The sequence below is a fragment of the Pseudomonas sp. LjRoot277 genome (assembly GCF_964253845.1).
GTDB lineage: Bacteria > Pseudomonadota > Gammaproteobacteria > Pseudomonadales > Pseudomonadaceae > Aquipseudomonas.
In genome coordinates, this window is sequence record NZ_CAXURI020000001.1 from 4,018,673 (window position 1) to 4,043,079 (window position 24,407).

The following is a 24,407-nucleotide window of genomic DNA, read 5'->3' on the forward strand; positions in this document are numbered from 1 at the left end:
CACTCAGCGCGCCTCGTCCACCGGATGGATCACGAGGTAGCTGTCGACGGCATCGTCGATGGTTGGAAAGAACGCCGATTCGCCAAGCCGTGCGAACAGCCCGAATCGCTTCAGCTTGTCCTTGACCGGGTCCTTCATCTCGGCCACGCACAACTTGATGCCCGCCGCGTGCAAGGTGTCGTCCAGTTCAGCCAACACGTCGGCAGAGGTCACGTCCACACTGGTGACGGGTTCGGCCGCAACGACCAACCAGCGCACGGGCGTAGGCGATGTCGCCACTGCGGCAAGCACCCGGTCATTGAACAGTTCGGCGTTGGCGAAAAACAACGGCGCATCCCAGCGAAACAACACCAGGCCGGGGATAAGGCTCGCGTCGGGATAGCGCTGGATGTCGTGGTAGCCCTTGACCCCCTCGGCTTGCCCCAGCACCGCGGAATACGGCCGCCAGCCATCCCACAGAAATTCGATCACGGCGATCACGATGGCCAGGCCGATGCCCTCGATCGCGCCGAACACGGCCACGCCGACGGTGCAGACGATCGACAACCAGAACTCCCAGCGCTGGATGCGATAAATGCGCCGCAGGTCGGCCACTTCAATCAGGCCGATGGCCGAGGAGATTACGACCGCTGCCAGCGCGCTGCTGGGCAAACTCTGCAACAGGTTCGGCGCCACCATCAGCAATAAGGCAACGGCCAACGCGCCGACGACTCCGGTCAACTGGGTTTTGGCGCCTGCGGCTTCGGCCACGGGGGTACGTGACGAACTGCTGCTGATTGGAAAGCCCTGGAAAAATCCAGCCGCCAGATTGGCAAAACCGAGCCCCGCCATCTCCTGGTTCGGATCGACATAGGAACGGGTCCGCGCCGCATAGACACGAGAGAGCACGCTGGTGTCGGCGAACGACACCAGGGCGACGGCAAAACCGCCGATGAGTACGGGTACAATATCGGCTTGGGTGATCCAGGGGATGGCGAACGCAGGTAAACCTTGTGGAAGAGCACCGAGGACCGACACACCCGCGCGCGTGCCAAGGTCCAGCACGCCGACGGCGACGGTCGCGCCTGCCACGGCAATCAAGATGCCCGGCACGCGCTTGAAGCCCTTGAGCAGCAGGATCACGACCAAAGTGGCTGCGCCGATCATGAACGCGGTCCAGTTGGTCTTTCCTTCCATCACCGCGGTGACGATTGCCCATATGTTTCTCAGCGGGCCGTCGGACTCAATCGAAAAACCGAAAAACTTGGGCAGTTGGCTGATCAATACAGTCAGCGCGATGCCGTTCATGTACCCGTAGCGGATCGGTTTGGAAAGCAACTCCGTAACGAAGCCCAAACGCATGATGCCCGCCAGGATGCACACGGTGCCTGAAACGATCGCCATCATGCCCGCAAGGGCGATGGCGCGATGCGGGTCACCGCCCGACAGTGGCAGGACAACTGCCAGGATAACGGCGGCCAGTGAGGAGTCCGGGCCCAGCACCAGAATCCGGCTAGGCCCGAACAATGCGTAAGCGAGTAGCGGAACGATGGTCGCGTAGAGGCCATAAATGCCGGGTACGCCCGATGCCACGGCGTAAGCGATGCCGACGGGTACCAACATCGTGGTCAGCACCAGCCCGGCCATGATGTCGTGACGCAACCAGGCAACCTGATACCCGCGCAGCGTGCGAAGTCCAGGAAGCCAGCGGCTCCAGCCGGATTGCACGCCGGTATTGCGATGTGCAATCCGGCCCGGTTCCGGGACGGGAGGCGAAGAATCCGAATCGCTCATAGGACTGTGCCTTTAGGTGTACAGCGCAGATTCGCTTAAACGTGCCTGTCAGAACTTTTCGGGCACTCGCCGGTGCGGGTAATCCGGGTCGCGATAGCCGCCTGGCTTCTGCCGTTTGGGCAGTATCACCTCCTCGCGCGCGACATCCTTGTACGGGATGCGGCTGAGCAAATCGGAGATGATGTTAAGGCGCGCCCGCCGCTTGTCGTTCGAGTTGGCCACCAGCCATGGGGCATGATCGGTGTCGGTTGCCTTGAACATGTCGTCACGTGCGCGCGAATAGTCATACCAGCGACTGTATGACTTGAGATCCATGGGGGTCAGTTTCCAGATTTTGCGCCCATCCTTGATGCGCTCCTGAAGTCGGCGGGTCTGCTCGTCTTCGCTGACTTCCAGCCAGTACTTGAGCAGGATCACGCCCGAGTCGACGATTGCACGCTCCACCAGAGGTGTTGTCTTCAGGAAACTGGCAACCTGCTGTTTAGTGCAGAACCCCATCACCCGCTCGACACCCGCCCGGTTGTACCAACTGCGATCGAAGATCACCACTTCGCCAGCCGCGGGCAAGTACGGCAGGTAACGCTGGACATACATCTGACTTTTCTCTCGATCACTCGGCGCCGTTAGCGCCACCACCCGAAAGACACGCGGGCTGACGCGTTCGGTAATCGCCTTGATCGTTCCGCCCTTGCCAGCGCCATCGCGCCCCTCGAAGACGATGCAGAGCTTGATGCCTTTGGCTTTTACCCACTCCTGTAACTTGACCAGTTCGACGTGCAGGGTGCGCAGTTGCTCAAGGTAATCCTTGCTCTTCAGCTTCGGGTTTTCAGCAGATTTACGCTTAGGGGCTTTTTTCTTGTCCTTTGCCATGATCGAGACCTCACCAATAAACAGCGTAGGGTTGCAATCTGCTCATCCACCGAGCGCGATGATCGCGGTGATTAGAACAGCGCCGGTGACTGCCAGCGCAATTGCGCCTTGCCACGGTTTTGCGCCAGCGTATTTCGCGAGCACCCAACCGGCGATGAACAGCACCCCGAGTCCGACCAGGTTAGACAGGCGCACGGCGAGCGCCGTCTGGTCGAGCAACAGAAACGGCACGACAAGCGGGAATGTCGAGAACACCACCAACAGGAAAACGCCCACAGCGCCCCTGAAATCATCCCAACCGAGGCGCGGCTGTACCGGCATCGATGAATACTCGACCAGGCGGCGCCGCAACGATTCCAGCTCTTCAGGGCCGGCCGCTGCTGCGAGACGCGGGGGTAACGCCTCGGCAATGAGCGCTTGCCCGGCGGCTGCGTCCGTCGCATCGCGCAGGTTGGTGCGAAGCGTACGGTTGCGTGTGCGCTCGATCAGGGTTCGCAGCAAATACATCACGGCGTCCGCGAGTCCCCAGGCGAGGTTGCAACCCAGCGCGGCGATCATCATCGTCCGTTCCGCCTCCTGACCAGACGTGGCCACGCTGATGGTTCCGGTGAAGGTCATTGCCATCAGCAGGCCGAAGATGACCTCCGTGACACGATCGACCGGATCAAGTACACGGGCCCGCTTTTGCTCTCCAGTGCTTTGCATGCGCTCATCCTCACCACGGCTGCGTCAGCGTGGTCCTGGTTTTCAGCCGTGCCAGGATGGCCAAGACCCGGCATCCGCAAGCACACCGAACAGCTTAGTTCAGACTTGACCTGTCACAACGCGGCGTATCGACAACGACTAAACTTTTGCGATTGAACCTTGTTCCCCAAGGAGATCTTCATGAGCACCGCGTCCCTGTCCGAACTCGATGCTGCTCTACCCGGTCTGGTCCGCAAGATCCGCGTGCTGGACGCCCTGGCCTGGCCGGATGGGGTTGAGGAAGCATTCCTGACACGTTGGCGCGCCGGGCAGGCAGAACTGCCCAGGGTCGAACTGCACCCGCGCGACCACAGCGCCGACATCGCCGCCCTCGAAGCCTTTATCGGCCGCTGCGATGAGGGCCATCCGGCCGGGCGCCACCTCGCCATGACGGCGCGCAGCTATGCCACCGCCGGGCACATGCTCGGTGCCATCGGCACACCCGACTTTACTCAGTATTCGTCAGCGCTGTACCGACGCCCGGACTTCTACTATTCGCGCCTGAAACTGAGCATGCTGGACGCGGCCCAATTCTTCCTCAAGACCACCGACGCCCTTCTGGGCGGAGCCCGGATTCCACCGTGCCCGGCAGAAATTCCGGCCGAGGTCTTCGCCGCCTGGATGCAGCCGGAACTCGACCGTTTCTTCGGACCGGGCCGGATCACGGTCGTGCTCGATCCGACCCTGGCCGCCAAGGCCATCGCTGGAGCGAGTCGCATCCGCCTGCGTGCCAGCGCCCTGTTCTCGGAACTGGACAAGAACCAGCTGTTGCAGCATGAGGCCTTCGTGCATGTCGCCACGGCACAAAACGGCGCACTCCAACCCAACCTCAAAAGCCTGGGCCTGGGGGCGCCACGCACGACCCAGACTCAGGAGGGCATCGCCACCCTGGCCGAGCTGTTCACCGGCAGCATGGACATCAACCGCCTGCGCCGCCTCGCCCTGCGCGTACTCGCGGTCCAGCAGGCGCTGGATGGCGCCGATTTCATCCAGGTATTTGAAGGTTTTCTCGCGGCCGGACAGTCGCAAGAGGAATCCTTCCGCTCGACCCAGCGGGTGTTCCGCGGCGCCGACCTGCGCGGCGGTTCGGCGTTCACCAAGGATGCCGCCTACCTGACCGGTTTGCTCGGCGTGCATACCCTGTTGCGCATCGCGATCCGCGACAACCGGCCGGAACTGGTGGGCCATTTGTTCGCCGGGCGCCTCAGTCTGGGGGATACCGTGCGCCTGGCCCCGCTCTTCGAGTCCGGCTGGCTGCAGGGGCCGGTCCATGTCCCGGCCTGGGCCTCCGATCTGCGTCTGCTCGCCGCCAACCTGGCCTTCTCCGCTTTTATTTCCCGGATCAAGCTGGATGTACTCGATCTGGAGGTGCTCATGGCCTTCGCCGACGAGCATGAAGCCGATGCCAGCGCCTAGCGTTTAAAGGGAGAGCCACCGAACCAAACGCTCTGCATCAGTTATTTATACTCAAATGCCAGCTTAATAATATTTTACCGATACCAGGGTGATCCCTAGTCTTGACCCCAAGAAATGGCAGGCCGTTACCGACCTAAATCCAACTTCGAAGGGTATTGAGATGACCACTGAAAAAATAAAAACAGATACGCTGATTGTTGGCGCCGGTCAGGCTGGCGTGGCCATGAGTGAACACCTGAGCAAACTCGGCGTGCCGCACCTGGTGCTGGAGCGCAACCGTATCGCCGAGCGCTGGCGCACCGGCCGTTGGGATTCGTTGGTGGCCAACGGTCCGGCCTGGCACGACCGTTTTCCCGGTCTCGATTTCGACGACCTCAGCCCCGACGACTTTGCCCCGAAAGAGCGGGTCGCCGACTACTTCGAAGCCTACGCCAAGAAATTCAACGCCCCGATCCGCACCGGCGTGGACGTGCTGAAGGTTGAGCGCAATGTCGGTCGCCCGGGCTTCACCATTGAAACCTCCGAGGGCGTGATCGAGGCCAACCGCGTGGTGGCGGCCACCGGGCCATTCCAGCGCCCTGTCATCCCGCCAATCGCGCCGAAAGATCAGCCATTCCTGCAGATCCACTCCGCCGACTATCGCAACCCGGCGCAGCTGCCCGAAGGCGCGGTTCTGGTGGTCGGTGCCGGCTCGTCGGGCGTGCAAATCGCCGATGAATTGCAGCGCGCCGGCAAGAAGGTCTACCTCTCTGTCGGCGCCCACGATCGCCCTCCTCGCGCCTATCGCAACCGTGACTTCTGCTGGTGGTTGGGTGTGCTCGGCGAGTGGGATCAGGCGGCGATGAAACCCGGCCGGGAACACGTCACCATCGCGGTCAGCGGTGCGCATGGCGGCCGCACGGTGGACTTCCGTGGTCTCGCCCATCGCGGCATGACGCTGGTGGGTTTGACCCAATCGTTCAATGGCGACGTAGCGACTTTTCAACCGAACCTTGCCGACAACCTGGCGCGTGGCGATGAGAACTATCTGGCGCTGCTCAATGCCGCCGATGCCTACATCGAACGCAACGGCCTGGACCTGCCGGAAGAGCCTGAAGCGCGCATTACCTTCCCGGATCCGGAGTGCGTGACCAACCCGATTCTTCAGCTCGACCTGGCCCAGGCCGGCGTGACCTCGATCATCTGGGCCACCGGTTTTGCCACGGATTACAGCTGGCTCAAGGTTGACGCCTTCAACGACAACGGCAAGCCGGCGCATCAGCGCGGCGTGTCGAGCGAAGCTGGCGTGTATTTCCTCGGGCTGCCATGGCAGTCCCGTCGCGGCTCTTCGTTCATCTGGGGCGTTTGGCATGACGCCAAGTACGTGGCTGATCACATCGCCATCCAGCGTTCATACCTCGACTACCACGATGCGGCGCAACGCGAGGCTGAAATCGCCCCGGTCGCCCATAAAACAACTGTCAGCGCTTGAGCCATTTTTCTTTAGGAGCTTCAAATGTCCACGCCAACCCATACCCGCATTCGCATGTTCAACACCAAAGAAACATACCCGAACCAGAGTCTGGACAATGACCTGTGCCAAGCGGTTCGGGCCGGCAACACCGTTTACGTTCGCGGTCAGGTCGGCACCGATTTCGAAGGCAAACTGGTAGGCCTCGGCGACCCGCGAGCGCAAACCGAGCAAGCCATGCGCAACGTCAAGCAGTTGCTGGAAGAGGCTGGTAGCGACCTCAGCCACATTGTGAAAACCACCACCTACCTGATCGATCCGCGGTATCGCGAGCCGGTGTATCAGGAAGTGGGCAAGTGGCTCAAAGGGGTGTTTCCGATCTCGACCGGGCTGGTGGTGTCGGCGTTGGGGCAACCGCAGTGGTTGATGGAGATTGATGTGATTGCGGTGATTCCTGAGTAAGGAAGTAGACCGAGGCGCGGCCTTCGCGAGCAAGCCCGCTCCCACAGGGGATCTTCAGCGAACACAAAATGTGTGAGCGACACAGATCAAATGTGGGAGCGGGCTTGCTCGCGAAGGCGTCCGCACAGACACCCACTTTGCCAAGGCTAAACAAGGAACCAAAACATGACCTTCTCCATCGCCGCCCGTTGCCCCGAAACCGGTCAGTTCGGCATTGCGATCAGCTCCTCCAGCATCGCCGTCGGCGCCCGTTGCCCCTGGCTACTGCCGGGTGTCGGCGCCGTTTCCACACAAAACATCACCCTGCCGTCGCTCGGCCCGGAAGTCCTTGCCCTCATGGAACAAGGCCTTGCACCGGCCGAGGCACTGGACAAGGTCCTGACCCGCAACGGCTACAGCCAATATCGCCAAATCACCGCGATTGACCACCTCGGCCAAACCGCCCACTTCAGCGGCGCACAAACCCTGGGCAACCACAACGCCGTGTCCGGCGATCAATGCGTCGCTGCCGGCAACATGCTGGCGGACCGATCAGTGATCGAAGCTATGGTCGAGGCATTCGAGCATGGCGAGGGTCAACTGACCGACCGCTTGCTCGCGGCCATGAAAGCAGCCATCGCGGCAGGTGGCGAAGCCGGGCCGGTGCATTCGGCGGCGGTGGTGGTGGTCGGCGAGCTGACCTGGCCGATCATCAACCTGCGGGTGGACTGGGCGGATCACGATCCAATCGGTCAATTAGAGAAACTCTGGGACGCCTATCGCCCACAGGTTCAGGATTACATCGACCGCGCCCTGGCCCCCGACAAATCCCCTGGCTACGGCGTCGCCGGAGACGACCGATGAGCAACAGCCTCGATTTGCTGAAAACGCTGGTGGCGTTCGACACCACGAGTCGCGAATCAAACCTGCACCTCATCGAGTTCGTCCGCGACTACCTCGAACGCTTCGACGTGCCTTGCGAACTGGTCTACAACGAGCCGCGCAGCAAGGCCAACCTGTTCGCGACCATCGGCCCGGCGGACCGGCCGGGCATCGTGCTGTCGGGGCACACCGACGTGGTGCCCGTCGACGGCCAGCCGTGGACCGTTGCACCGTTCGAACTCACCGAGCGCGACGGCAAACTGTACGGTCGCGGCACGGCGGACATGAAAGGCTACATTGCTTGCGTACTGGCCCTCGTTCCATCCTTGGTAAACGCCTCGCTGAGGCTGCCGGTGCATATCGCGCTTTCGTACGATGAGGAAGTCGGTTGCCTCGGTGTGCGTTCGTTGCTATCGGAATTGGAAAAGCGTCCAGTCAAACCGATGCTCTGCATCATCGGCGAACCGACCGAGCTCAAACCGGTGCTTGGCCATAAAGGCAAACTGGCGATGCGCTGTGATATTCACGGTGAAGCGTGCCATTCGGCCTACGCGCCGCTCGGGGTCAATGCGATTGAATACGCCGCCGAACTGATCGGTGAACTGGGGAGGATTGGCAACCGGCTCAAAGCGCCCGAGTATCACGACGCGCGTTTCGATCCGCCGTTCAGTACCGTGCAAACCGGTGTGATTTCCGGCGGCAAAGCCCTGAACATCGTCCCCGCCGATTGCCGCTTCGACTTCGAAATCCGCGCCCTGCCCTCGCATGATCCGAGTGAGGTTGCACAGGAGCTGAAGGCCTATGCCGAGCAGCAGGTTTTGCCGCGCATGCGTGCGGTGAGTGAACAGAGCGAGATTCGCTTCAGCGAGTTGTCGGCGTATCCCGGTTTGGCGACCGATGCGCACAGCAAAGCGGCCGAGATGATTGCTGCGTTCTCAGGCTCTCGAGAATTTGGCACGGTAGCCTTCGGAACCGAGGGCGGACTATTCGACGCGGCAGGCATTCCCACCGTCGTCTGCGGCCCCGGCAGCATGGATCAAGGCCACAAACCCGACGAGTTCGTCAGCCTCGAGCAATTGAACATCTGCGATGCAATGCTCCATCGAATGTTGCAATCAATCAGCGAATAGCAAAGATTTTGAACACCCCAAAATCCCCTGTGGGAGCGGGCTTGCTCGCGAAGGCGGAGTGTCAGACAACATCATTGTCGACTGACACTCCGCCTTCGCGAGCAAGCCCGCTCCCATAGGTTTTTCACCGTCCCCACTGACATACATTTTTTAGCGTCTATACCCACAAACTTACTAATTTATCTCTCACTCCCCACCGCACATCATCAACTCCAACAAGAAAAGCGTCGCCCCCGTGCAGCGCTCACCGAAGTACGTCCACGTACTCAAATTGCCTTGGAGTCCGTCATGGTTACCGCAGCAACAACCTCCGCCCCGCTCATCGAAAAACACACCATCGGCTACGTGCCCCCCGAAGATCGCCACGGTAAAACCCGCGACCTGTTCACCCTCTGGTTCGGCGGCAACATCGCGCCGTTGCCCATCGTCACCGGCGCCCTCGGCGTGCAAATGTTTCACCTGAACCTGGTGTGGGGCATCGTCGCCATCCTCGTTGGCCACCTGGTCGGTGGCGTGCTGATGGCGCTGCACTCCGCGCAAGGCCCGCAAATGGGCATTCCGCAAATGATCCAGAGCCGCGCCCAGTTCGGCTCGCTCGGCGCACTGCTGGTGGTGCTGATCGCCGGCATCATGTACATCGGCTTCTTCGCCTCCAACATCGTCCTCGCCGGCAAATCCCTACACGGCGTGGTCGACAGCGTGCCAGTACCAGTCGGCATCGTCATGGGCGCCCTCGGTTCCGGCATCATCGGCATCATCGGCTACCGCTTCATCCACGTGCTCAACCGCATCGGCACCTGGGTGCTCGGCGCCGGCATCGTGCTGGGCTTCGGCTACATCTTCACCCACGTGCAGACCGCCGACTTCCTCACCCGTGGCAGCTTCAACATCTCCGGCTGGCTCGCCACCGTCTCCCTCGCCGCGCTCTGGCAAATCGCCTTCGCGCCCTACGTCTCCGACTACTCGCGCTACCTGCCGGCCAACGTGCCCGTGGCCGCAACGTTCTGGACCACTTACCTGGGCACCGTGCTCGGCTCCAGCCTCTCGTTCATCTTCGGCGCCGTCGCCGTCCTCGCCACGCCTGTCGGCATGGACACCATGGACGCCGTCAAACTCGCCACCGGTTCCTTCGGCCCACTGATGCTCGTGCTGTTCCTGCTCAGCGTCATCAGCCACAACGCCCTCAACCTCTACGGCGCCGTGCTGTCGCTGATCACCCTGGTCCAAACCTTCGCCTACCGCTGGATCCCGACCGCCAAAAGCCGCGCCGTCCTCTCGGTCATCGTCCTCGCCGCCTGCTGCTTCGCCGCCGTCGGCGCCTCCGCCAACTTCATCGGCCACTTCGTCGACATGGTACTGGTCCTGCTCGTCGTGCTGGTGCCGTGGACCGCGATCAACCTGATCGACTTCTACGCCATTCACAAAGGTCAGTACGACATCGGCTCGATCTTCAAGGTCGATGGCGGGATTTATGGACGGTACAACCCACAGGCGTTGCTGGCGTATGCGATCGGGATTGTCGTGCAGATTCCGTTTATGAATACGCCGCTGTATGTCGGGCCGATTTCGGAGCACATCAATGGCGCGGACCTGTCCTGGCTGGTCGGCCTGCTGATCACCTCGCCGCTCTACTACTGGCTGGCCAACCGCGACACCGCCTACAAGCGCCGGTTGTCGACAGGGAAACTGGCTAACAGCATGTAAGCGAGAAACACCGGGGCGGACCACGATTTCAAAAACCGTTTTACGGCGAAATCGTGGACTGTCCTTCATGCAATTGGCAGGAAAAGATCGAGACGCAGATGTATGCTTCGCACGCTCGATAGATCCTGAAGACCCAACTGAAAAGGAGTTCGCATGAAAACTGATTGGCAGCAAATTCGAGAAATGATGAACACGGTCATCGACAGTTGTGAGCAGATCGAAGCGGCAGGTTTTAGTGAGGAACATCGCTCTGCAACGGTGGCAATAAACGGCGTTGATTATTCTGTTCAGGAATTTCTAATCAGCGCCTGGACACTGCCGGAAAACATTCGCTACCAGATCATTCGTGAGCGCCATGACGCTGGAAGCGACCTTCCCTACGTCCCCGAACTAGCTCGCATTCTTGTTGCCATGGCTCAGGCGAGCGCAGAGTTGGTCGGAGCCTACGACACTGCCCCCGCCAAGAAAGCCATTGAAGGGATGAATCATTGGTACAAGGCCTATGCCGTGCCTCACATGACGACAGCCCTCACAGCGGCCAACAAAAACTCTGATGCCTCGATTCAGAAACCGTGAATCGACAGGAGATGGGGTTATCCCCTTGGTTCGCATTCCGCGAACAAAAAAACTAACGCCGGACAGCTCGGGTTAGCGACCGTAAACGACGACATTTTTTAAGGCCAAAGCTCCGTTGATTCGGGGCTTTGTCATTTCTGGCTGCCCGTCCCGCGTAGGAGCTGCCGAAGGCTGCGATCTTTTGATCTTCCGCTCCGAAAATCTCGTAGGAATCCACCCTCTGTGGCGAGGGAGCTTGCTCTCGCTGGGCGGCGAAGTAGCCCCAAACCCTCCCCAACTTTTAAACATCAACCCAATCCTGTAGCAGTTGGCGAAGCCTGCGTTCGGCTGCGCAGCGGCCGTAAATCCAGCAAGAAAGGTCGATCTGACACTAAACACCTTCTAACACCACAACTGCTAAGCAGCCAATCACAGTCTCCACCATCAACCGCAAAACCCGACCTGTCGTCCTACACACCCGTTTGCAGACGGCAAATCCACCGCATATAGTTCGCCCCGTCGCTGACAGCAAAACGCAGTTAGCGGCAGGGTTTCGCAGCCCTAAAAAGAAGACACCAAGTACCGTCAGCCACAACACAGCCGATTTCCGACTGTGAATTGGTTATGACGGATGTGATTCATCTTTCTAGGACTAAAATCATGACAACCCAAAACCCACCCCGCCGCTTCACCCCGATGTCCCAATTCGCCACCGACTACCCCGTCCTCCTCATCGACAGCGACGCCCCAATCCGCGAACTCCACAACTGCGTCAGCGAACGCCTCAGCGCCGTCCTCAAGTACCTAAACCTCATGGCCTGCACCAGCCTCCCCGACTACGCCGAAAACGACATCAACACCGTCACCAACATCGCCCGGATCATGGTCCAGGATGTGAGCGATGTGTTTCGGGTGATTGAACAGCGGGGATTTGATACGCCAAAAGATCGGTAACCAAGGTTCACACCCAAAGAAACCGCATTGACGTCAATAGAAGCTATCGGGCACTCAGTTTCGAACCAGCGTTTCAACGCATTCACCGCTTATTGCAAAATCCAAAGAATCCTATTTATTGCAGAACGAGAAATATAGAGGCAGGCCGCGATTTCAAAACCCAAAGGGGAAACCGTGGTCCGTCTCTCTCATTCCCCGTGGCCCTCTCAGATTTGGGTTGCCCCTGTGGAATCCAAAGCCGTCGGTCTCCATGGGGTTCAGTAAAAAGTAATAATTTATGTAAGCATTTTCAGAATTGACATTGCAAACAAATGCCTCCCTAATCTCATCGATTAGCCATCAGGGTACGGTGCCTAGGCCGAAGGTGTCCCATTCAGAACTCAAAAACTCGGTCACGACAAGGCGTTCCGTCACTTTATTCTAAAGCCAATTCATTAAGGCCATCAAAATCATGACATTTTCCTTAACTGAACAAACGATGTGGAATAACGAGCAAGGGGAGAAGTTAGAGAGGCTCGATGATCGTGCAATTAACGATCGCTACATTCGCGGCGAAGGACGCATTGTAATAGAGACCAATAGAGAAAAGCTGCCGGGCTTTGTAGACCAGCTTACAAATCCAGGCTACATGGATCTACGTCCTTTTTATCAGCGACGTCCTAGATGGGATATTCGCCAGCAGAGCCTCCTGGTTGAGTCGTTCATTATGAACATACCCGTCCCTCCTGTATTTTTGTATGAAAGGGATTTCAATTCATATGAGGTAATGGATGGCCAACAACGAATAACTGCCATTCGAGATTTTTATTCCAACAGCTTCAAACTCAAAGGCCTTCAAATGTGGCCAGAGTTGAATGGGCGAAGCTACAAGACCCTACCTGAAAAAATAAAAGCAGGAATAGACCGCAGATCGATTACATCCATAGTTGTAATGAAAGAGTCTACTGAAAACGAAGAAGAGGCATCACTTCTTCGGGAAACCGTTTTTGAGAGACTGAATACGGGAGGTATTAAGCTAGAGCGACAGGAAATCCGCAATGCATTATATCGCAGCGAATTTAATGAACTATTGCATAAACTTACTCAATCAGATGAGTTCCGCGACGTTTGGGGTCTGTCACGCTGGGTTGAAAACGAAGTTGAGATTAATACTGCGCTCTTGGACAATCCATTATTTGCAAAAATGGGAGACTCGGAAATTGTCCTGCGCTTTTTTGCACTTCGTCACGCGCTCCAATATCGGGGAGGTATGCAAGGTTTCTTAGATATCTACATGCGAAAGGCCATTACATTTAACGAACAAGATCTAGAGTTTTTGAGCAATATGTATACAGACTCGCTTTTACTTGCTCGGGAAATATACAAAGAATCTATTTTTAGGACGTTTGACAAGACCAAGAATGAGTGGGAAAACAAACCGCATAAGGCCTTTCAGGATGCAGTGATGGTAGGTCTTTCAGAGCGATTAGACGATAAAGTCGAACTAATTGCACGCAGAGACGAAATTCTTGAGGCCACGAAGGATCTCTTCCGCGACACTCGAGAAGGAGCGTTCACTGGCCGAGGCAACACAAAACAGGACATCCTTGACCGCATCGAATTGTATCGTTCCATGTTGACAAGGGTACTGGGCCGATAATGTACGCAGCTTTCCTGGAAAAAACTCACAAGAGTATTGCTGCGCTAAAATCGCATCTCGCAACATCAGATGCATTACGATCAGAAATTCACGAAAAAGGCACCCTCCCCCCCTTTAGCCCTCAAGCGTTGTCGATTAACTCAGCGCCCGACAGGTTAGAATGGAAACTGATAGATCACTGCACGGCAGTTACGCGCCTTTATGCTATATATGAACAATTTGCACAAGAGATGATTCGAGAGCATTTAGCTCTACTGCAAAATAATGTAGCATTTGAAGATCTTCCAACGGAGTTAAAGTCAGCATATCGAAAAGGATTTGCAACAATACTAGATAAAAAAGAGGGACCGCGCTACGGACACCTCGACCTATCTAACCTAGTTGAACAATATGGTAGTGCTTTATCTGGGCAAAGTTACACTCTCGAACCGTTAGCATTACTCATACAAGAACAAAATCTCCGACTGCCAGAACTCACAAGACTATTCGCCGCGAGCGGGATCGCCAACATCAATACTTGGATTGACAAGCATCGCTGCATCAAGGAATTTTTTGAGTTGGAAACGCGAATAGGTAGTTCTAGCGAACATGAACTTCGCGAACTAATAAAGTATCGAAATGAAGCCGCTCACGGAAGTATAGATCTGACTACATTGCTAGGTTTGGACTATCTTTATGAGTTCTGCGATTTTATCAGCGCGGTTTGCGAGGCAATCTCCGAACGAGTTCAAAAGACAGGTTTAGAGTCCCTGATCACAAGTGGATCTGCGGCCCTCCGAGGCAAAGTTAGTGAGTGCCTAAAGTCTGACACCGTTCTAATCGGAAACATGGCGGGGAATTTTGTTATCGGAGACACCATTTACCTCTCGGGCGATGACTACTGCTTAGAACGAAAAATAGTAAGCCTCCAGCTAGACGGTGCTGACTATAGCGAGTTATCCCTTATCGAACCAACCGAACTTGGACTTGCGGTGGATAAGCCTGGACGCAACAGATCAAAGTTAATTGCAATCATTCCAGAAGAACCAGTCATCAATGACACTTTAACAGAAGATAATCAAAGGGAAGCGCAGCTCTTCACAAGTGAGATAACCACTACTTTGGCATAGCCAACGAGAAATGTTGACGTATCTACGACTATAAAAACCTGATCATGAGCAGTTCAACAGCAGGATTGGAAGCACACGGAATGAGTTTTGAATTATTGTGGATTCCTGAAGGATTTAAAACAGATTTAGCGTTGGTGATTGCACCGTATGTCGAATCGAAATTCATGGTTAACTTGATCAAGCAGATGCAACCTAACCGGCTTTGTTTGTTAGTCGATGATGGAATAAGAGCCGAGGACTTGCAAAGAATCCGTAAAGACTGCGGTCGAGGTGTCAAGCTAGAGATTCGGCTGGCTCGAGCTGCTGGCCTTATGCACATGAAAGCATTTTACTTTGAGTTTGTACGTGAGGAAGCACCCAAAAGAAGAAAGCGCCGGTTGTTATTTGGGTCGGCAAATGCAACAAATTCCGCATTTCATGGAGGAAGGAATGCTGAGTTGATCGCCGATGTCGATTTGGCTATTAGAGAGGATGCCAATGTTGCGGATTATTTTTCAAGCATCCTTGAAACCTTCAACAACGACACCAGCGCTGTCGTTGAGGCTAGAGAGGTATGGTTGAGCAAACAACCGACACTGTATCTTCCAAGATTCAAGAGCATTGTCATAGGAACAATGCCTTCTGGATTCGACACATGGTTACAACGGGGCATGTTAGCCGCACAATTTCGCAACGCCCCTCAATTTGCGACATTAACTATTCATCTCAAACAGGCCTTACCGCAAGATTTGATTGCAAAGATTTTCGCTAGTCGCAGTTTTACAGAGAAAGGCGGTCGAAACATTGTTCGATATGGGTACATGAACGGTACCGACGAAATCACGGTGAATGAAGAGGAGTGCGAAAAACCTCGCTGGAAGTCTCGATACGCGGTATGGACACACCTAGGTGATTGGATTTCATCCGAGTGCTACAAAGCTCATAGCAAAAGCATGAAGTCAAAAGCCGCTAACTCTAGAGATACGAAGATAAAAGACCTCATAAAATATTCGAGCGATCAAATTTGGCGACGCGAAAGAATTGATGCATTGCTGGAGGCGTTGAATCAAGTATGGGGCGACTTGAAGGCTGCTGGCGTCCCTCCTAGCAAGTATCTTGAGAGCATACAGGGCAACTTAAATTCAGAATTTTATGAGAAACGTTTTACTCAGAAGCTAGATCAAGACTTGCAACTCGCAAATGATGAAGATTTTAAAAAGAGATATGTAAACGGATACGAATTCCCAGACGTTCCACGGTTCAGGCAGGATACTGCAGCTTGGGAAAGCTTTGTGCGCTCTTGGTGCGAGTCGATAGCGGTGGAGGCAATAAAAAACAGAACATTATCATTGGTAGCTCGTCAGATACGCAAAGCGATGGAGTATGAAGGACTTGCTTTGATTGACTTGGAGCACACGGACATATCTAAGTACCTAAGAAACAATTGGGAAACGAAATGGGAAGATGATGAAATCACTGTGGGCGATTGGATCGCTGGATACTATGAATAGCGCTCAATAGATGGCCACCTGACCTGACGAATACCGCTACGAAGTTGAATCATCCACCAATTTCGCTTGATTGTTATGTTGTTATTAGAAGACGATTAAATGCAAAACACAAGATAAAGGTGACAGGTCTATTTATCTAAATAAACCTGTCATCTTTTTCTGCTAAAAACAGTTAAGTATAAGACTGGTTAGGGCTGGCCCAAGTCATTGAACCGTAAACCAGTCAATGTTCTCAGCGTCAGAAGTTAGCCGGAGTGTTAGCACTAATAATCTCCGCCTCATCCGCCCCAATATTCCGAAACCGATGCGGCAGCGTCGTCGGAAAGTAATACCCATCCCCAGCATTCAGCACACTAATCTGCCCATCAACCGTCAACTCAACCGTCCCCCGAGTAACCAACCCACACTCCTCCCCTTCCGAATGCACAATCGGCTCTTCCCCCGAACTCGCCCCAGGCGCGTACTGCTCGCGCAACAGACGCATCTGCCGACTCGGCACGGAAGCCCCAATCAGCAGCAACCGCAGCCCATGACGGCCGAGGTCCGGCTGTTCATTGGCGCGGAACACGTATTGATGCTCACGCGGCGGTTGGTCGAAGGTGAAGAAGTCCGCCAAAGACATAGGAATGCCTTCGAGCAGTTTTTTGAGGGAGCTGACGGAGGGACTGACGCGATTTTGTTCGATCAGGGAGATGGTGGCATTGGTGACGCCGCTACGCCGGGCCAGCTCGCGCTGGGACAGTTTGTAGCTTTCGCGTACTAATTTGAGTCGTGAGCCCGTGTCCATGACAGCCTTATGCGAAGAATACTTAAGGGTTATGGGGGTGGATGGCGGGCGACTTTTGGCCGCGAAAACACCGCTTCCCTGTCCCGGAAATTTGAAAGGCGGGTATTAAATCACGTTTGGTGGTGTTGCTCAGCAGGTTCGATAAATGGTTGGGTAAAAAGGTTGTTTCGGCCTGAAGTTGGGTGGTTTGGTTGTGAAAAGTGTAGGTGCGATTACTGTGTGTCCGTTGGGATTGATGGTGACTGGCATGGCCTCTTCGCGAGCGAGCTCGGCTCCTACAGGGTGGTGGTGTGTCAGGCAAGATCAATGTTGACAGTGCCGCCGTCTTCGCGGGCAAGCCCGCTCCCACATTTGGCCGGTGGTGTTTTTGAAATCTGTGTATGGCGCCGAATGGTGGTGGTTGGGATGGCCTCATCGCGAGCAGGCTCGCTCCCACGGTTTTGGCGTGGGCGATCACAGGTTTTGTGCTCATCATCGATCTCCTGTGGGAGTGAGCCTGCTCGCGATGGCGGTGTGTCAGGCGACATCAATGTTGGCTGATATGGCCTCTTCGCGAGCAAGCCCGCTCCCACATTTTGATCGGTGGTGGGAGCAGAGCCTGTGTCGGGGCTTAGATGCCGAATCGGTCGCGCAGCGCGTAGTACGCGGCGCCCATGGCGGTGAGTGGGGCCTGGAAGGTGCGGCCGCCGATCATGGGCATGTGCGGGAGCGAGGCGAAAGCATCGAAGCGTTCGGCGTCGCCGCGGATCATTTCCGAGATCAGTTTGCCGGCCAGGTGCGAGCAGGTGACGCCGTGGCCGCTGTAGCCTTGCATGTAGTAGGCGTTTTTCTCGATGCGGCCGAATTGCGGCATGCGTGACATGGTCAGCAGGAAGTTGCCGGTCCAGCGGTAGTCGATTTTCACGTCCTTCAGTTGCGGGAAGGTTTTGAGAATTTTCGGCTTGATCAGTTGCTCGATGTCATCCGGTTCGCGGGCGCCGTAGACCACGCCGCCGCCGTACAGCAAGCGGTTGTCAGCGGTGAGGCGGTAGTAGTCGAGCAGGTAGTTGCAGTCTTCGACGCAGTAGTTGTTTTTGATCAGGCTGCGCGCAACCTTTTCGGACAACGGTTCGGTGACGACGATTTGCGAGCCGCACGGCATGCTTTTGCGCGTGACGCGGTTGTCGAGGTCTTGCGGCAGGTAGGCGTTGCCGGCGATCAGTAGGTACTTGGCCCGCACTACGCCTTTGGCGGTGCGCACGGTAATCGGTTCGCCGTAGGTGATTTCCACGGCGGCCGATTGTTCGTAGATTTTGCCGCCCAGGCCGATGATGGCCGAGGCTTCGCCGAGGGCCAGGTTCAGCGGGTGGATGTGGCCGCCCTGCATGTCGAGCAGGCCGCCGACGTAGTTGTCGCAACCGACTTCGCGTTTGATGTCTGCGGCGTCGAGCATTTTCAGGTTTTTGTTGCCGTAGCGTTCCCAGCTGCTTTTCTGCTCGGCCAGGCCTTTGAGCTGCTTCTTGTTCAGCGCGGCGAAGATTCCGCCGGGCTTGTAGTCGCACTGGATGTCGTAGTGTTGTATGCGCTGACGGATGATGTCGGCGCCTTCGAAAATCATGCTGCCGAGGACTTCGGCGGTTTTGTCACCGTAGCGCTCTTCGATGACATCGACGTCGCGGCTGTAGGAGTTGACCAGTTGGCCGCCGTTGCGACCGCTGGCGCCGAAACCGACTTTGGCGGCTTCGAGCACGGTCACGCTGTAGCCGGCTTCGGCGAGGAACAGGGCCGAGGACAGACCGGTGTAGCCGGCGCCGATCACGCAGACGTCGCAGTCCACCGCTTGTTCGAGCACCGGGAAGTCGCCGGTGAAGTTGCGGGTGGCGGCGTAGTAGCTGTTTACATGTGCTTGTTTCATAGGTTTCTCCGATGGCCGCTGGCACCTGCCGGCGACCGCCGTTGTAGAGGTATTAGAGCTTGATCCAGGTCGCTTTGAGTTCGGTGTATTTGTCGAACGCGTGCAGCGATTTGTCCCGACCGTTACCCGACTGCTTGTACCCGCCGAACGGCGCGGTCATGTCGCCGCCATCGTACTGGTTGACCCAGACGCTGCCGACGCGCAAGCCGCGCGCGAAGGTGTGGGCCTTGCTGAGGTTGCTGGTCCAGACGCCTGCGGCCAGGCCGAAGATGCTGTCGTTGGCGATGGCCAGCGCTTCATCGAAGGTGTCGAAGGTGATCAGCGACAGCACCGGGCCGAAGATTTCTTCGCGGGCGATGGTCATGGCGTTGGTCACGCCGTCGAAGATCGCCGGTTCCACGTACAGGCCACCGGTGGCTTCGAGGGTGCGGCTGCCGCCAGCAATCAGTTGCGCGCCCTGGTCTTTACCGATCTGGATGTAGCGCAGCACGTTGTCCAGTTGACGCTGATCGACGACCGCGCCGACGGTGGTTTCCGGGTCCAAAGCGTGTCCCGGTTTCCAGGCTTGCAGTGCTTCCACCAGCAGCGGAATGAACTGCTCGCGGATCGAGCGCTCCACCAGCAAGCGCGAACCGGCGGTGCAGACTTCGCCCTGGTTGAAGGCAATCGCACCGGCCGCCGCTTGTGCTGCCGCGCGCAAATCCGGCGCGTCGGCGAACACCACGTTCGGGCTCTTCCCCCCTGCTTCGAGCCAGACGCGTTTCATGTTGCTTTGGCCGGCGTAGATCAGCAGTTGCTTGGCAATCGCGGTCGAGCCGGTGAAGGCCAGCACGTCGACGTCCATGTGCAACGCCAGCGCCTTGCCGACGGTGTGACCGTAGCCCGGCAGGACGTTGAACACGCCTTTCGGGATGCCGGCATCCAGCGCCAGTTGGGCGATGCGGATGGCGGTCAGTGGTGACTTTTCCGAAGGCTTGAGGATAAACGAGTTGCCGGCCGCGAGGGCTGGGGCAAACTTCCAGCTGGCCATAATCAGCGGGAAGTTCCACGGCACGATGGCGGCAACCACACCGGCAGGTTCGCGGGTGATGAGGCCGAGTTGGTCGTGCGGCGTGGCGGCGACTTCGTCGTAGATCTTGTCGATGGCTTCGGCGCTCCAGCGGATCGCGTTGGCGGTCGCCGGGATGTCGATGTTCATCGAGTCGTTGATCGGCTTGCCCATGTCGAGGGTTTCGAGCAGGGCGAGTTCTTCCTGGTTGGCCAGGATCAGGTCGGCGAAGCGGATCAGGATGCGCTTGCGTTCTGCTGGGGCGAGTTTGGCCCAGATGCCGGATTCGAAGGTGCGGCGCGCGACGGCGACTGCCGCATTGGCGTCGGCTTCGTCGGTGCTGGCGACGTTGACCAGGAAGCGGCCGTCAACCGGGCTCATGCATTCAAAGGTGTCGCCGCTGAGTGCCGGGCAGTATTGGCCGTCGATGAATGCGCGGCCTTCGATGGTTAGGGACTGGAAGCGTTGCTCCCAGTCGCTGCGGGTGTTTGTCATGGTTGTGACTCGACGCGGGGAAATTGGGTGGTTGTCTGGCTGATGTGTTCGCCTTGGGATCCAGCCCTCACCCTAGCCCTCTCCCGGGGGGAGAGGGGACTGATCGGGGGATGCCCGGGAACTCCTGCGACCTGAAACTTTTGTATCGAATCCATAATCGACTGGATCGGTCAGGTCGCTGAATACCTTGGAACAACTCGGTCAGTCCCCTCTCCCTTTGGGAGAGGGTTAGGGTGAGGGCCTTCGCAGACTCAAACCGTATGCAGATACCAGTTGTACTCAAGGTCCGAAATAGAGTTCTCGAACTCGGCCAGCTCGCTTTCCTTGCACGCCACGAACACGTCGATGTACATCGGGTCGATGTAGCGCGACATGACTTCGCTGTCGTCCAGCTCGCGCAGTGCATCACGCAGGTTGTTCGGCAGGCTCTGCTCGTTCTGCTCGTAGCTGTTGCCTTCAACCGGTGCGCCCGGCTCTATTTCGTTGGTCAGGCCGTGGTGAATACCGGCCAGGACCGACGCCATCAACAAGTACGGGTTGGCATCTGCGCCCGCAACGCGGTGTTCGATGCGCACGGAGTCCGGCGAACCGGTCGGCACACGTACCGCAACGGTACGGTTGTCGATGCCCCAGCTCGGCGAGTTCGGCACATAGAACTGCGCGCCGAAGCGACGGTACGAGTTGACGTTCGGGCACAGGAAAGCCATCTGCGCCGGCAGGGTCTCGAGCACACCGCCGATCGCGTGACGCAGTGCGGCGTTCTGCTCGGGATCCTCGCTGGCAAAGATGTTGTTGCCTTCTTTGTCGAGAATCGAAATGTGCACGTGCAAACCATTGCCCGCCTGGCCCGGATACGGCTTGGCCATGAAGGTGGTGTCCATCTCGTGGTCGTAGGCGATGTTCTTCACCAGACGCTTGAGCAACACCGCGTAGTCGCAGGCCTTGATCGGGTCATTGACGTGATGCAGGTTCACTTCGAACTGCGCCGGGGCGCTTTCCTTGACGATGGCGTCGGCAGGGATGCCCTGCTCTTTCGCGCCTTCGAGGATGTCTTGCAGGCAATCGACGTATTCGTCCAGGTCGTCGATCAAATACACCTGGGTCGACATCGGACGTTTGCCCGACACCGGCGAACGTGGCGATTGCGGACGACCGTTCACGTTGTCCTGGTCGATCAGATAGAACTCGAGTTCGAACGCGGCGCAGATGGTCAGGCCCATGTCATCGAACTTGCTCACGACCTGACGCAGCACTTCGCGAGGGTCAGCGAAGAACGGCTGGCCTTCGAGTTCGTGCATGGTCATTAACAGTTGCGCGGTCGGGCGCTTCTGCCAGGGCTCGATGCTGAGCGTATCAGGGATGGGGAAGCAGATTCGGTCTGAGTCACCGATGTCCAGACCCAGGCCGGTGCTTTCCACCGTAGAACCATTGATGTCCAGAGCAAACAGCGACGCCGGGAGGTTAATGCCTTTTTCGTAAACCTTATGAAGACTGGTGCGCTCGATGCGCTTGCCGCGCACCACACCGTTCATATCAGCAATCAGAAGGTCGACGTACAAAACCTCAGGATATTTCTTAAGGAATGCGTTTGCTTCGTTGAGTTGAACGGTACGCAGAGGGACCGACATGATGCACCTATTAGCTGTTAATTATTATGTTCACTACCTTGTTGCGAGCCCAGTCAACCCGAACGGCAAAGTGAAGTCAATAGCGAACACTTGGCCTCTCAACCTTTATTTTCGGGCCTTTCTTGGGCACGAGAGTGCCAAATAGGTCTTGCGCGCCGTGTAAACCCTGAAGATCTGACGTACGGCGTTTAGAATTTTTTACATGAGAGTTGTTAATTAAAATCAACAAGGCTAAGCTCCGGAAAAGCTCGTTCAAGTGTGAAACTTCGAGGTGATAAAAATGGCATTCAAGCCATTGATCGGCGTTACAGCGTGCGTCAAACAGATTGGCCTGCACCCCTACCATGTCAGCGGCGACAAGTACTTGCGTGCTGTCAGCGTCGCGGCTTTGGGGCTGCCGGTCGTCATTCCTTCTTTAGGCGATCTGACCGAAATCGATGACCTGCTCGCGCAGCTCGACGGTCTGCTGCTGACCGGCTCGCCCTCGAATGTGGAACCCTTCCACTATCAAGGCCCCGACAGCGCTCCCGGCACGGATCACGATCCGCAACGGGACGCCACGACCCTTCCCTTATTGCGTGCGGCCATTGCGGCGGGCGTTCCGGTGCTTGGCATCTGCCGGGGCTTTCAGGAAATGAACGTGGCGTTCGGGGGCAGCCTGCATCAGAAGGTCCACGAACTCCCGGGCATGCTTGATCACCGGGAAGCGAATCATCCGGATTTGGCGGTGCAATACGCACCGGCGCATGCGGTGAACGTGCAACCGGGCGGCGTGTTCGAGGCGCTGGATTTGCCGCAGGTGTTCCAGGTCAATTCGATTCACAGCCAGGGCATCGACCGACTGGCGCCCGGCCTGCGTGCCGAAGCGATTGCGCCGGATGGTTTGATCGAGGCGATCTCGGTGGAACACAGCCCGACCTTCGCCGTTGGCGTGCAGTGGCACCCGGAATGGCAGGTGCTTTCGAATCAGCCCTACTTGAATATTTTCCAGGCGTTTGGCGATGCATGCCGGCGACGGGCCGCGCTACGTAACAAGCGCTGACTTAACACTTGATTAATCAATTTACTGCCCCGTGAGTCAGGCGGGCGTGCCTTTGCGCGCCGGTCCCTCACGACAACAACAAACGCGATAACAACAAGTACCACCAGGCAGCCAGGACGGCGGCGCCGAATAAGCCCGCCCAGTGCTGGCTTGCAATCAACTATTAAGTCAGGCCGCGTTGGCCCGACGACTGAAACCTGTTGGGAGTTTCACATGGCAAACGCCTCCAGCATCTACAGGAAGGCTCTTGAAGGTCACCAGTCACCGAAAAAGGTGCTGGTGAAAGTCGACCGCGTCACCAAGAAATTCGACGAAACCACCGCGGTGGACGATGTCTCGCTTGAGATTCATCAAGGGGAAATCTTCGCCCTGCTCGGCGGTTCCGGTTCCGGTAAATCGACCCTGCTGCGCATGCTCGCAGGTTTCGAGCGCCCGACCGAAGGGCGGATTCTGCTCGACGGTGTCGACATCACCGACATGCCGCCGTACGAACGGCCGATCAACATGATGTTCCAGTCCTACGCGCTGTTCCCGCACATGACCGTGGCGCAGAACATCGCCTTCGGCCTGAAGCAGGATCGTCTGTCCGCCAGCGAAATCGACGCCCGCGTTGAAGAGATGCTGCGGCTGGTGCACATGACCCAGTACGCCAAGCGCAAACCCCATCAGTTGTCCGGCGGTCAGCGTCAGCGTGTGGCCCTGGCTCGCTCCCTGGCCAAACGTCCGAAGCTGTTGCTGCTCGACGAACCAATGGGCGCACTGGATAAGAAGCTGCGTTCGCAGATGCAACTGGAGTTGGTGGAGATCATCGAGCGGGTCGGCGTGACCTGTGTGATGGTGACCCACGATCAGGAAGAGGCCATGACCATGGCCCAGCGCATCGCGATCATGCACCTCGGCTGGATCGCGCAGATCGGCAGCCCGGTGGACATTTATGAAGCGCCGGTCAGCCGCATGGTCTGCGAATTCATCGGCAACGTGAACGCCTTCGACGGCACCGTGGTCGAGGACCTTGAAGGTCACGCGATCATTCACAGCCCGGACCTGGAGCAGAAGATTTACGTCGGTCACGGCGTCAGCACCTCGGTGCAGGACAAGTCGATCACCTACGCCATCCGCCCGGAAAAACTGCTGGTCAGCACCACCCAACCGGATACCCGTTACAACTGGTCCAGCGGCAAGGTGCATGACATCGCCTACCTCGGCGGTCACTCGGTGTTTTACGTGGAACTGCCTGGCGGCAAGGTTGTGCAGTCGTTCATGGCCAACGCCGAACGCCGTGGCGCGCGTCCGACCTGGGACGACAAGGTCTACGTGTGGTGGGAAGACGACAGCGGCGTGGTACTGCGCTCATGA

At 57.2% G+C, this 24,407-nt stretch carries 20 protein-coding genes; 13 read left to right on the forward strand and 7 right to left on the reverse strand.

Annotated elements, in window-relative coordinates:
* Positions 1-3: 3 nt before the first annotated feature.
* From ACSQ87_RS18870 to ACSQ87_RS18880, 3 genes are read right to left on the reverse strand one after another with little or no spacing between them, the layout of a single operon-like run.
* Positions 4-1,773 carry a SulP family inorganic anion transporter gene (locus ACSQ87_RS18870; RefSeq protein ID WP_436274076.1) on the reverse strand — a complete coding sequence of 590 codons (1,770 nt, stop codon included), beginning with the start codon at positions 1,771-1,773 and terminating at the stop codon, positions 4-6.
* A gap of 48 nt (positions 1,774-1,821) precedes the next feature.
* Positions 1,822-2,643, reverse strand: coding sequence for a polyphosphate kinase 2 (gene ppk2, locus ACSQ87_RS18875; protein WP_436274077.1), 822 nt, complete (start codon positions 2,641-2,643; stop codon positions 1,822-1,824).
* Positions 2,644-2,685: 42 nt separating this feature from the next.
* A complete protein-coding gene (locus ACSQ87_RS18880) occupies positions 2,686-3,348 on the reverse strand; it encodes a VIT1/CCC1 transporter family protein (protein ID WP_223432275.1) in 663 nt (220 codons plus the stop codon).
* A gap of 180 nt (positions 3,349-3,528) precedes the next feature.
* Between ACSQ87_RS18880 and ACSQ87_RS18885 the strand changes: the two genes are divergently transcribed.
* The 11 genes from ACSQ87_RS18885 to ACSQ87_RS18935 all read left to right on the forward strand — a co-directional run bounded on the left by ACSQ87_RS18885 (position 3,529) and on the right by ACSQ87_RS18935 (position 16,157).
* On the forward strand, positions 3,529-4,803 hold the full coding sequence (locus tag ACSQ87_RS18885) for a flavohemoglobin expression-modulating QEGLA motif protein (protein ID WP_436274078.1): 1,275 nt from the start codon (positions 3,529-3,531) through the stop codon (positions 4,801-4,803).
* Positions 4,804-4,963: 160 nt separating this feature from the next.
* A complete protein-coding gene (locus tag ACSQ87_RS18890; protein WP_436274079.1) occupies positions 4,964-6,274 on the forward strand; it encodes a flavin-containing monooxygenase in 1,311 nt (436 codons plus the stop codon).
* A gap of 24 nt (positions 6,275-6,298) precedes the next feature.
* Entirely contained in the window at positions 6,299-6,715 is a 417-nt protein-coding gene (locus tag ACSQ87_RS18895) for a RidA family protein (protein WP_201202981.1), read from the forward strand.
* A gap of 165 nt (positions 6,716-6,880) precedes the next feature.
* A complete protein-coding gene (locus ACSQ87_RS18900) occupies positions 6,881-7,558 on the forward strand; it encodes a DUF1028 domain-containing protein (RefSeq protein WP_436274080.1) in 678 nt (225 codons plus the stop codon).
* Positions 7,555-8,706, forward strand: a complete 1,152-nt coding sequence (gene argE, locus ACSQ87_RS18905) for an acetylornithine deacetylase (protein ID WP_436274081.1) — start codon at positions 7,555-7,557, stop codon at positions 8,704-8,706. The genes ACSQ87_RS18900 and argE overlap by 4 nt, the downstream gene beginning before the upstream one ends.
* A gap of 288 nt (positions 8,707-8,994) precedes the next feature.
* Entirely contained in the window at positions 8,995-10,410 is a 1,416-nt protein-coding gene (locus ACSQ87_RS18910; RefSeq protein ID WP_436274082.1) for a purine-cytosine permease family protein, read from the forward strand.
* Positions 10,411-10,563: 153 nt separating this feature from the next.
* Positions 10,564-10,986, forward strand: coding sequence for a hypothetical protein (locus ACSQ87_RS18915; protein ID WP_436274083.1), 423 nt, complete (start codon positions 10,564-10,566; stop codon positions 10,984-10,986).
* Positions 10,987-11,625: 639 nt separating this feature from the next.
* Positions 11,626-11,919 carry a fructose-bisphosphate aldolase gene (locus ACSQ87_RS18920; RefSeq protein ID WP_436274084.1) on the forward strand — a complete coding sequence of 98 codons (294 nt, stop codon included), beginning with the start codon at positions 11,626-11,628 and terminating at the stop codon, positions 11,917-11,919.
* A gap of 451 nt (positions 11,920-12,370) precedes the next feature.
* Positions 12,371-13,558, forward strand: coding sequence for a DUF262 domain-containing protein (locus ACSQ87_RS18925; protein WP_436274085.1), 1,188 nt, complete (start codon positions 12,371-12,373; stop codon positions 13,556-13,558).
* The gene (locus ACSQ87_RS18930; protein WP_436274086.1) at positions 13,558-14,667 is read left to right on the forward strand and encodes an MAE_28990/MAE_18760 family HEPN-like nuclease; all 1,110 of its coding nucleotides are present in this window, start codon (positions 13,558-13,560) and stop codon (positions 14,665-14,667) included. Before ACSQ87_RS18925 ends, ACSQ87_RS18930 begins: the two co-directional genes overlap by 1 nt.
* Before the next feature lie 44 nt (positions 14,668-14,711).
* Positions 14,712-16,157 (forward strand): hypothetical protein, encoded by a 1,446-nt coding sequence (locus ACSQ87_RS18935; RefSeq protein ID WP_436274087.1) that lies wholly within the window; start codon positions 14,712-14,714, stop codon positions 16,155-16,157.
* Positions 16,158-16,395: 238 nt separating this feature from the next.
* Here the strand turns inward: ACSQ87_RS18935 and ACSQ87_RS18940 are convergent, their stop codons facing one another.
* The 4 genes from ACSQ87_RS18940 to ACSQ87_RS18955 form a co-directional block, all read right to left on the reverse strand.
* The gene (locus ACSQ87_RS18940; RefSeq protein ID WP_007895886.1) at positions 16,396-16,944 is read right to left on the reverse strand and encodes a cupin domain-containing protein; all 549 of its coding nucleotides are present in this window, start codon (positions 16,942-16,944) and stop codon (positions 16,396-16,398) included.
* Between the two features lie 610 nt (positions 16,945-17,554).
* Positions 17,555-18,838: an NAD(P)/FAD-dependent oxidoreductase gene (locus tag ACSQ87_RS18945; RefSeq protein ID WP_223433043.1), complete on the reverse strand. Its 1,284-nt coding sequence runs from the start codon at positions 18,836-18,838 to the stop codon at positions 17,555-17,557.
* Between the two features lie 52 nt (positions 18,839-18,890).
* Positions 18,891-20,381 (reverse strand): aldehyde dehydrogenase, encoded by a 1,491-nt coding sequence (locus ACSQ87_RS18950; protein ID WP_436274088.1) that lies wholly within the window; start codon positions 20,379-20,381, stop codon positions 18,891-18,893.
* Positions 20,382-20,632: 251 nt separating this feature from the next.
* Positions 20,633-22,009, reverse strand: a complete 1,377-nt coding sequence (locus ACSQ87_RS18955) for a glutamine synthetase family protein (protein ID WP_436274089.1) — start codon at positions 22,007-22,009, stop codon at positions 20,633-20,635.
* 280 nt (positions 22,010-22,289) lie between these two features.
* Here ACSQ87_RS18955 and ACSQ87_RS18960 point away from each other — a divergent pair, with 280 nt between their 5' ends.
* Both ACSQ87_RS18960 and ACSQ87_RS18965 read left to right on the forward strand, forming a co-directional pair.
* The gene (locus tag ACSQ87_RS18960) at positions 22,290-23,051 is read left to right on the forward strand and encodes a gamma-glutamyl-gamma-aminobutyrate hydrolase family protein (protein WP_436274090.1); all 762 of its coding nucleotides are present in this window, start codon (positions 22,290-22,292) and stop codon (positions 23,049-23,051) included.
* A gap of 213 nt (positions 23,052-23,264) precedes the next feature.
* Complete coding sequence (locus ACSQ87_RS18965) at positions 23,265-24,407, forward strand: ABC transporter ATP-binding protein (RefSeq protein WP_095132236.1); 1,143 nt, start codon at positions 23,265-23,267, stop codon at positions 24,405-24,407.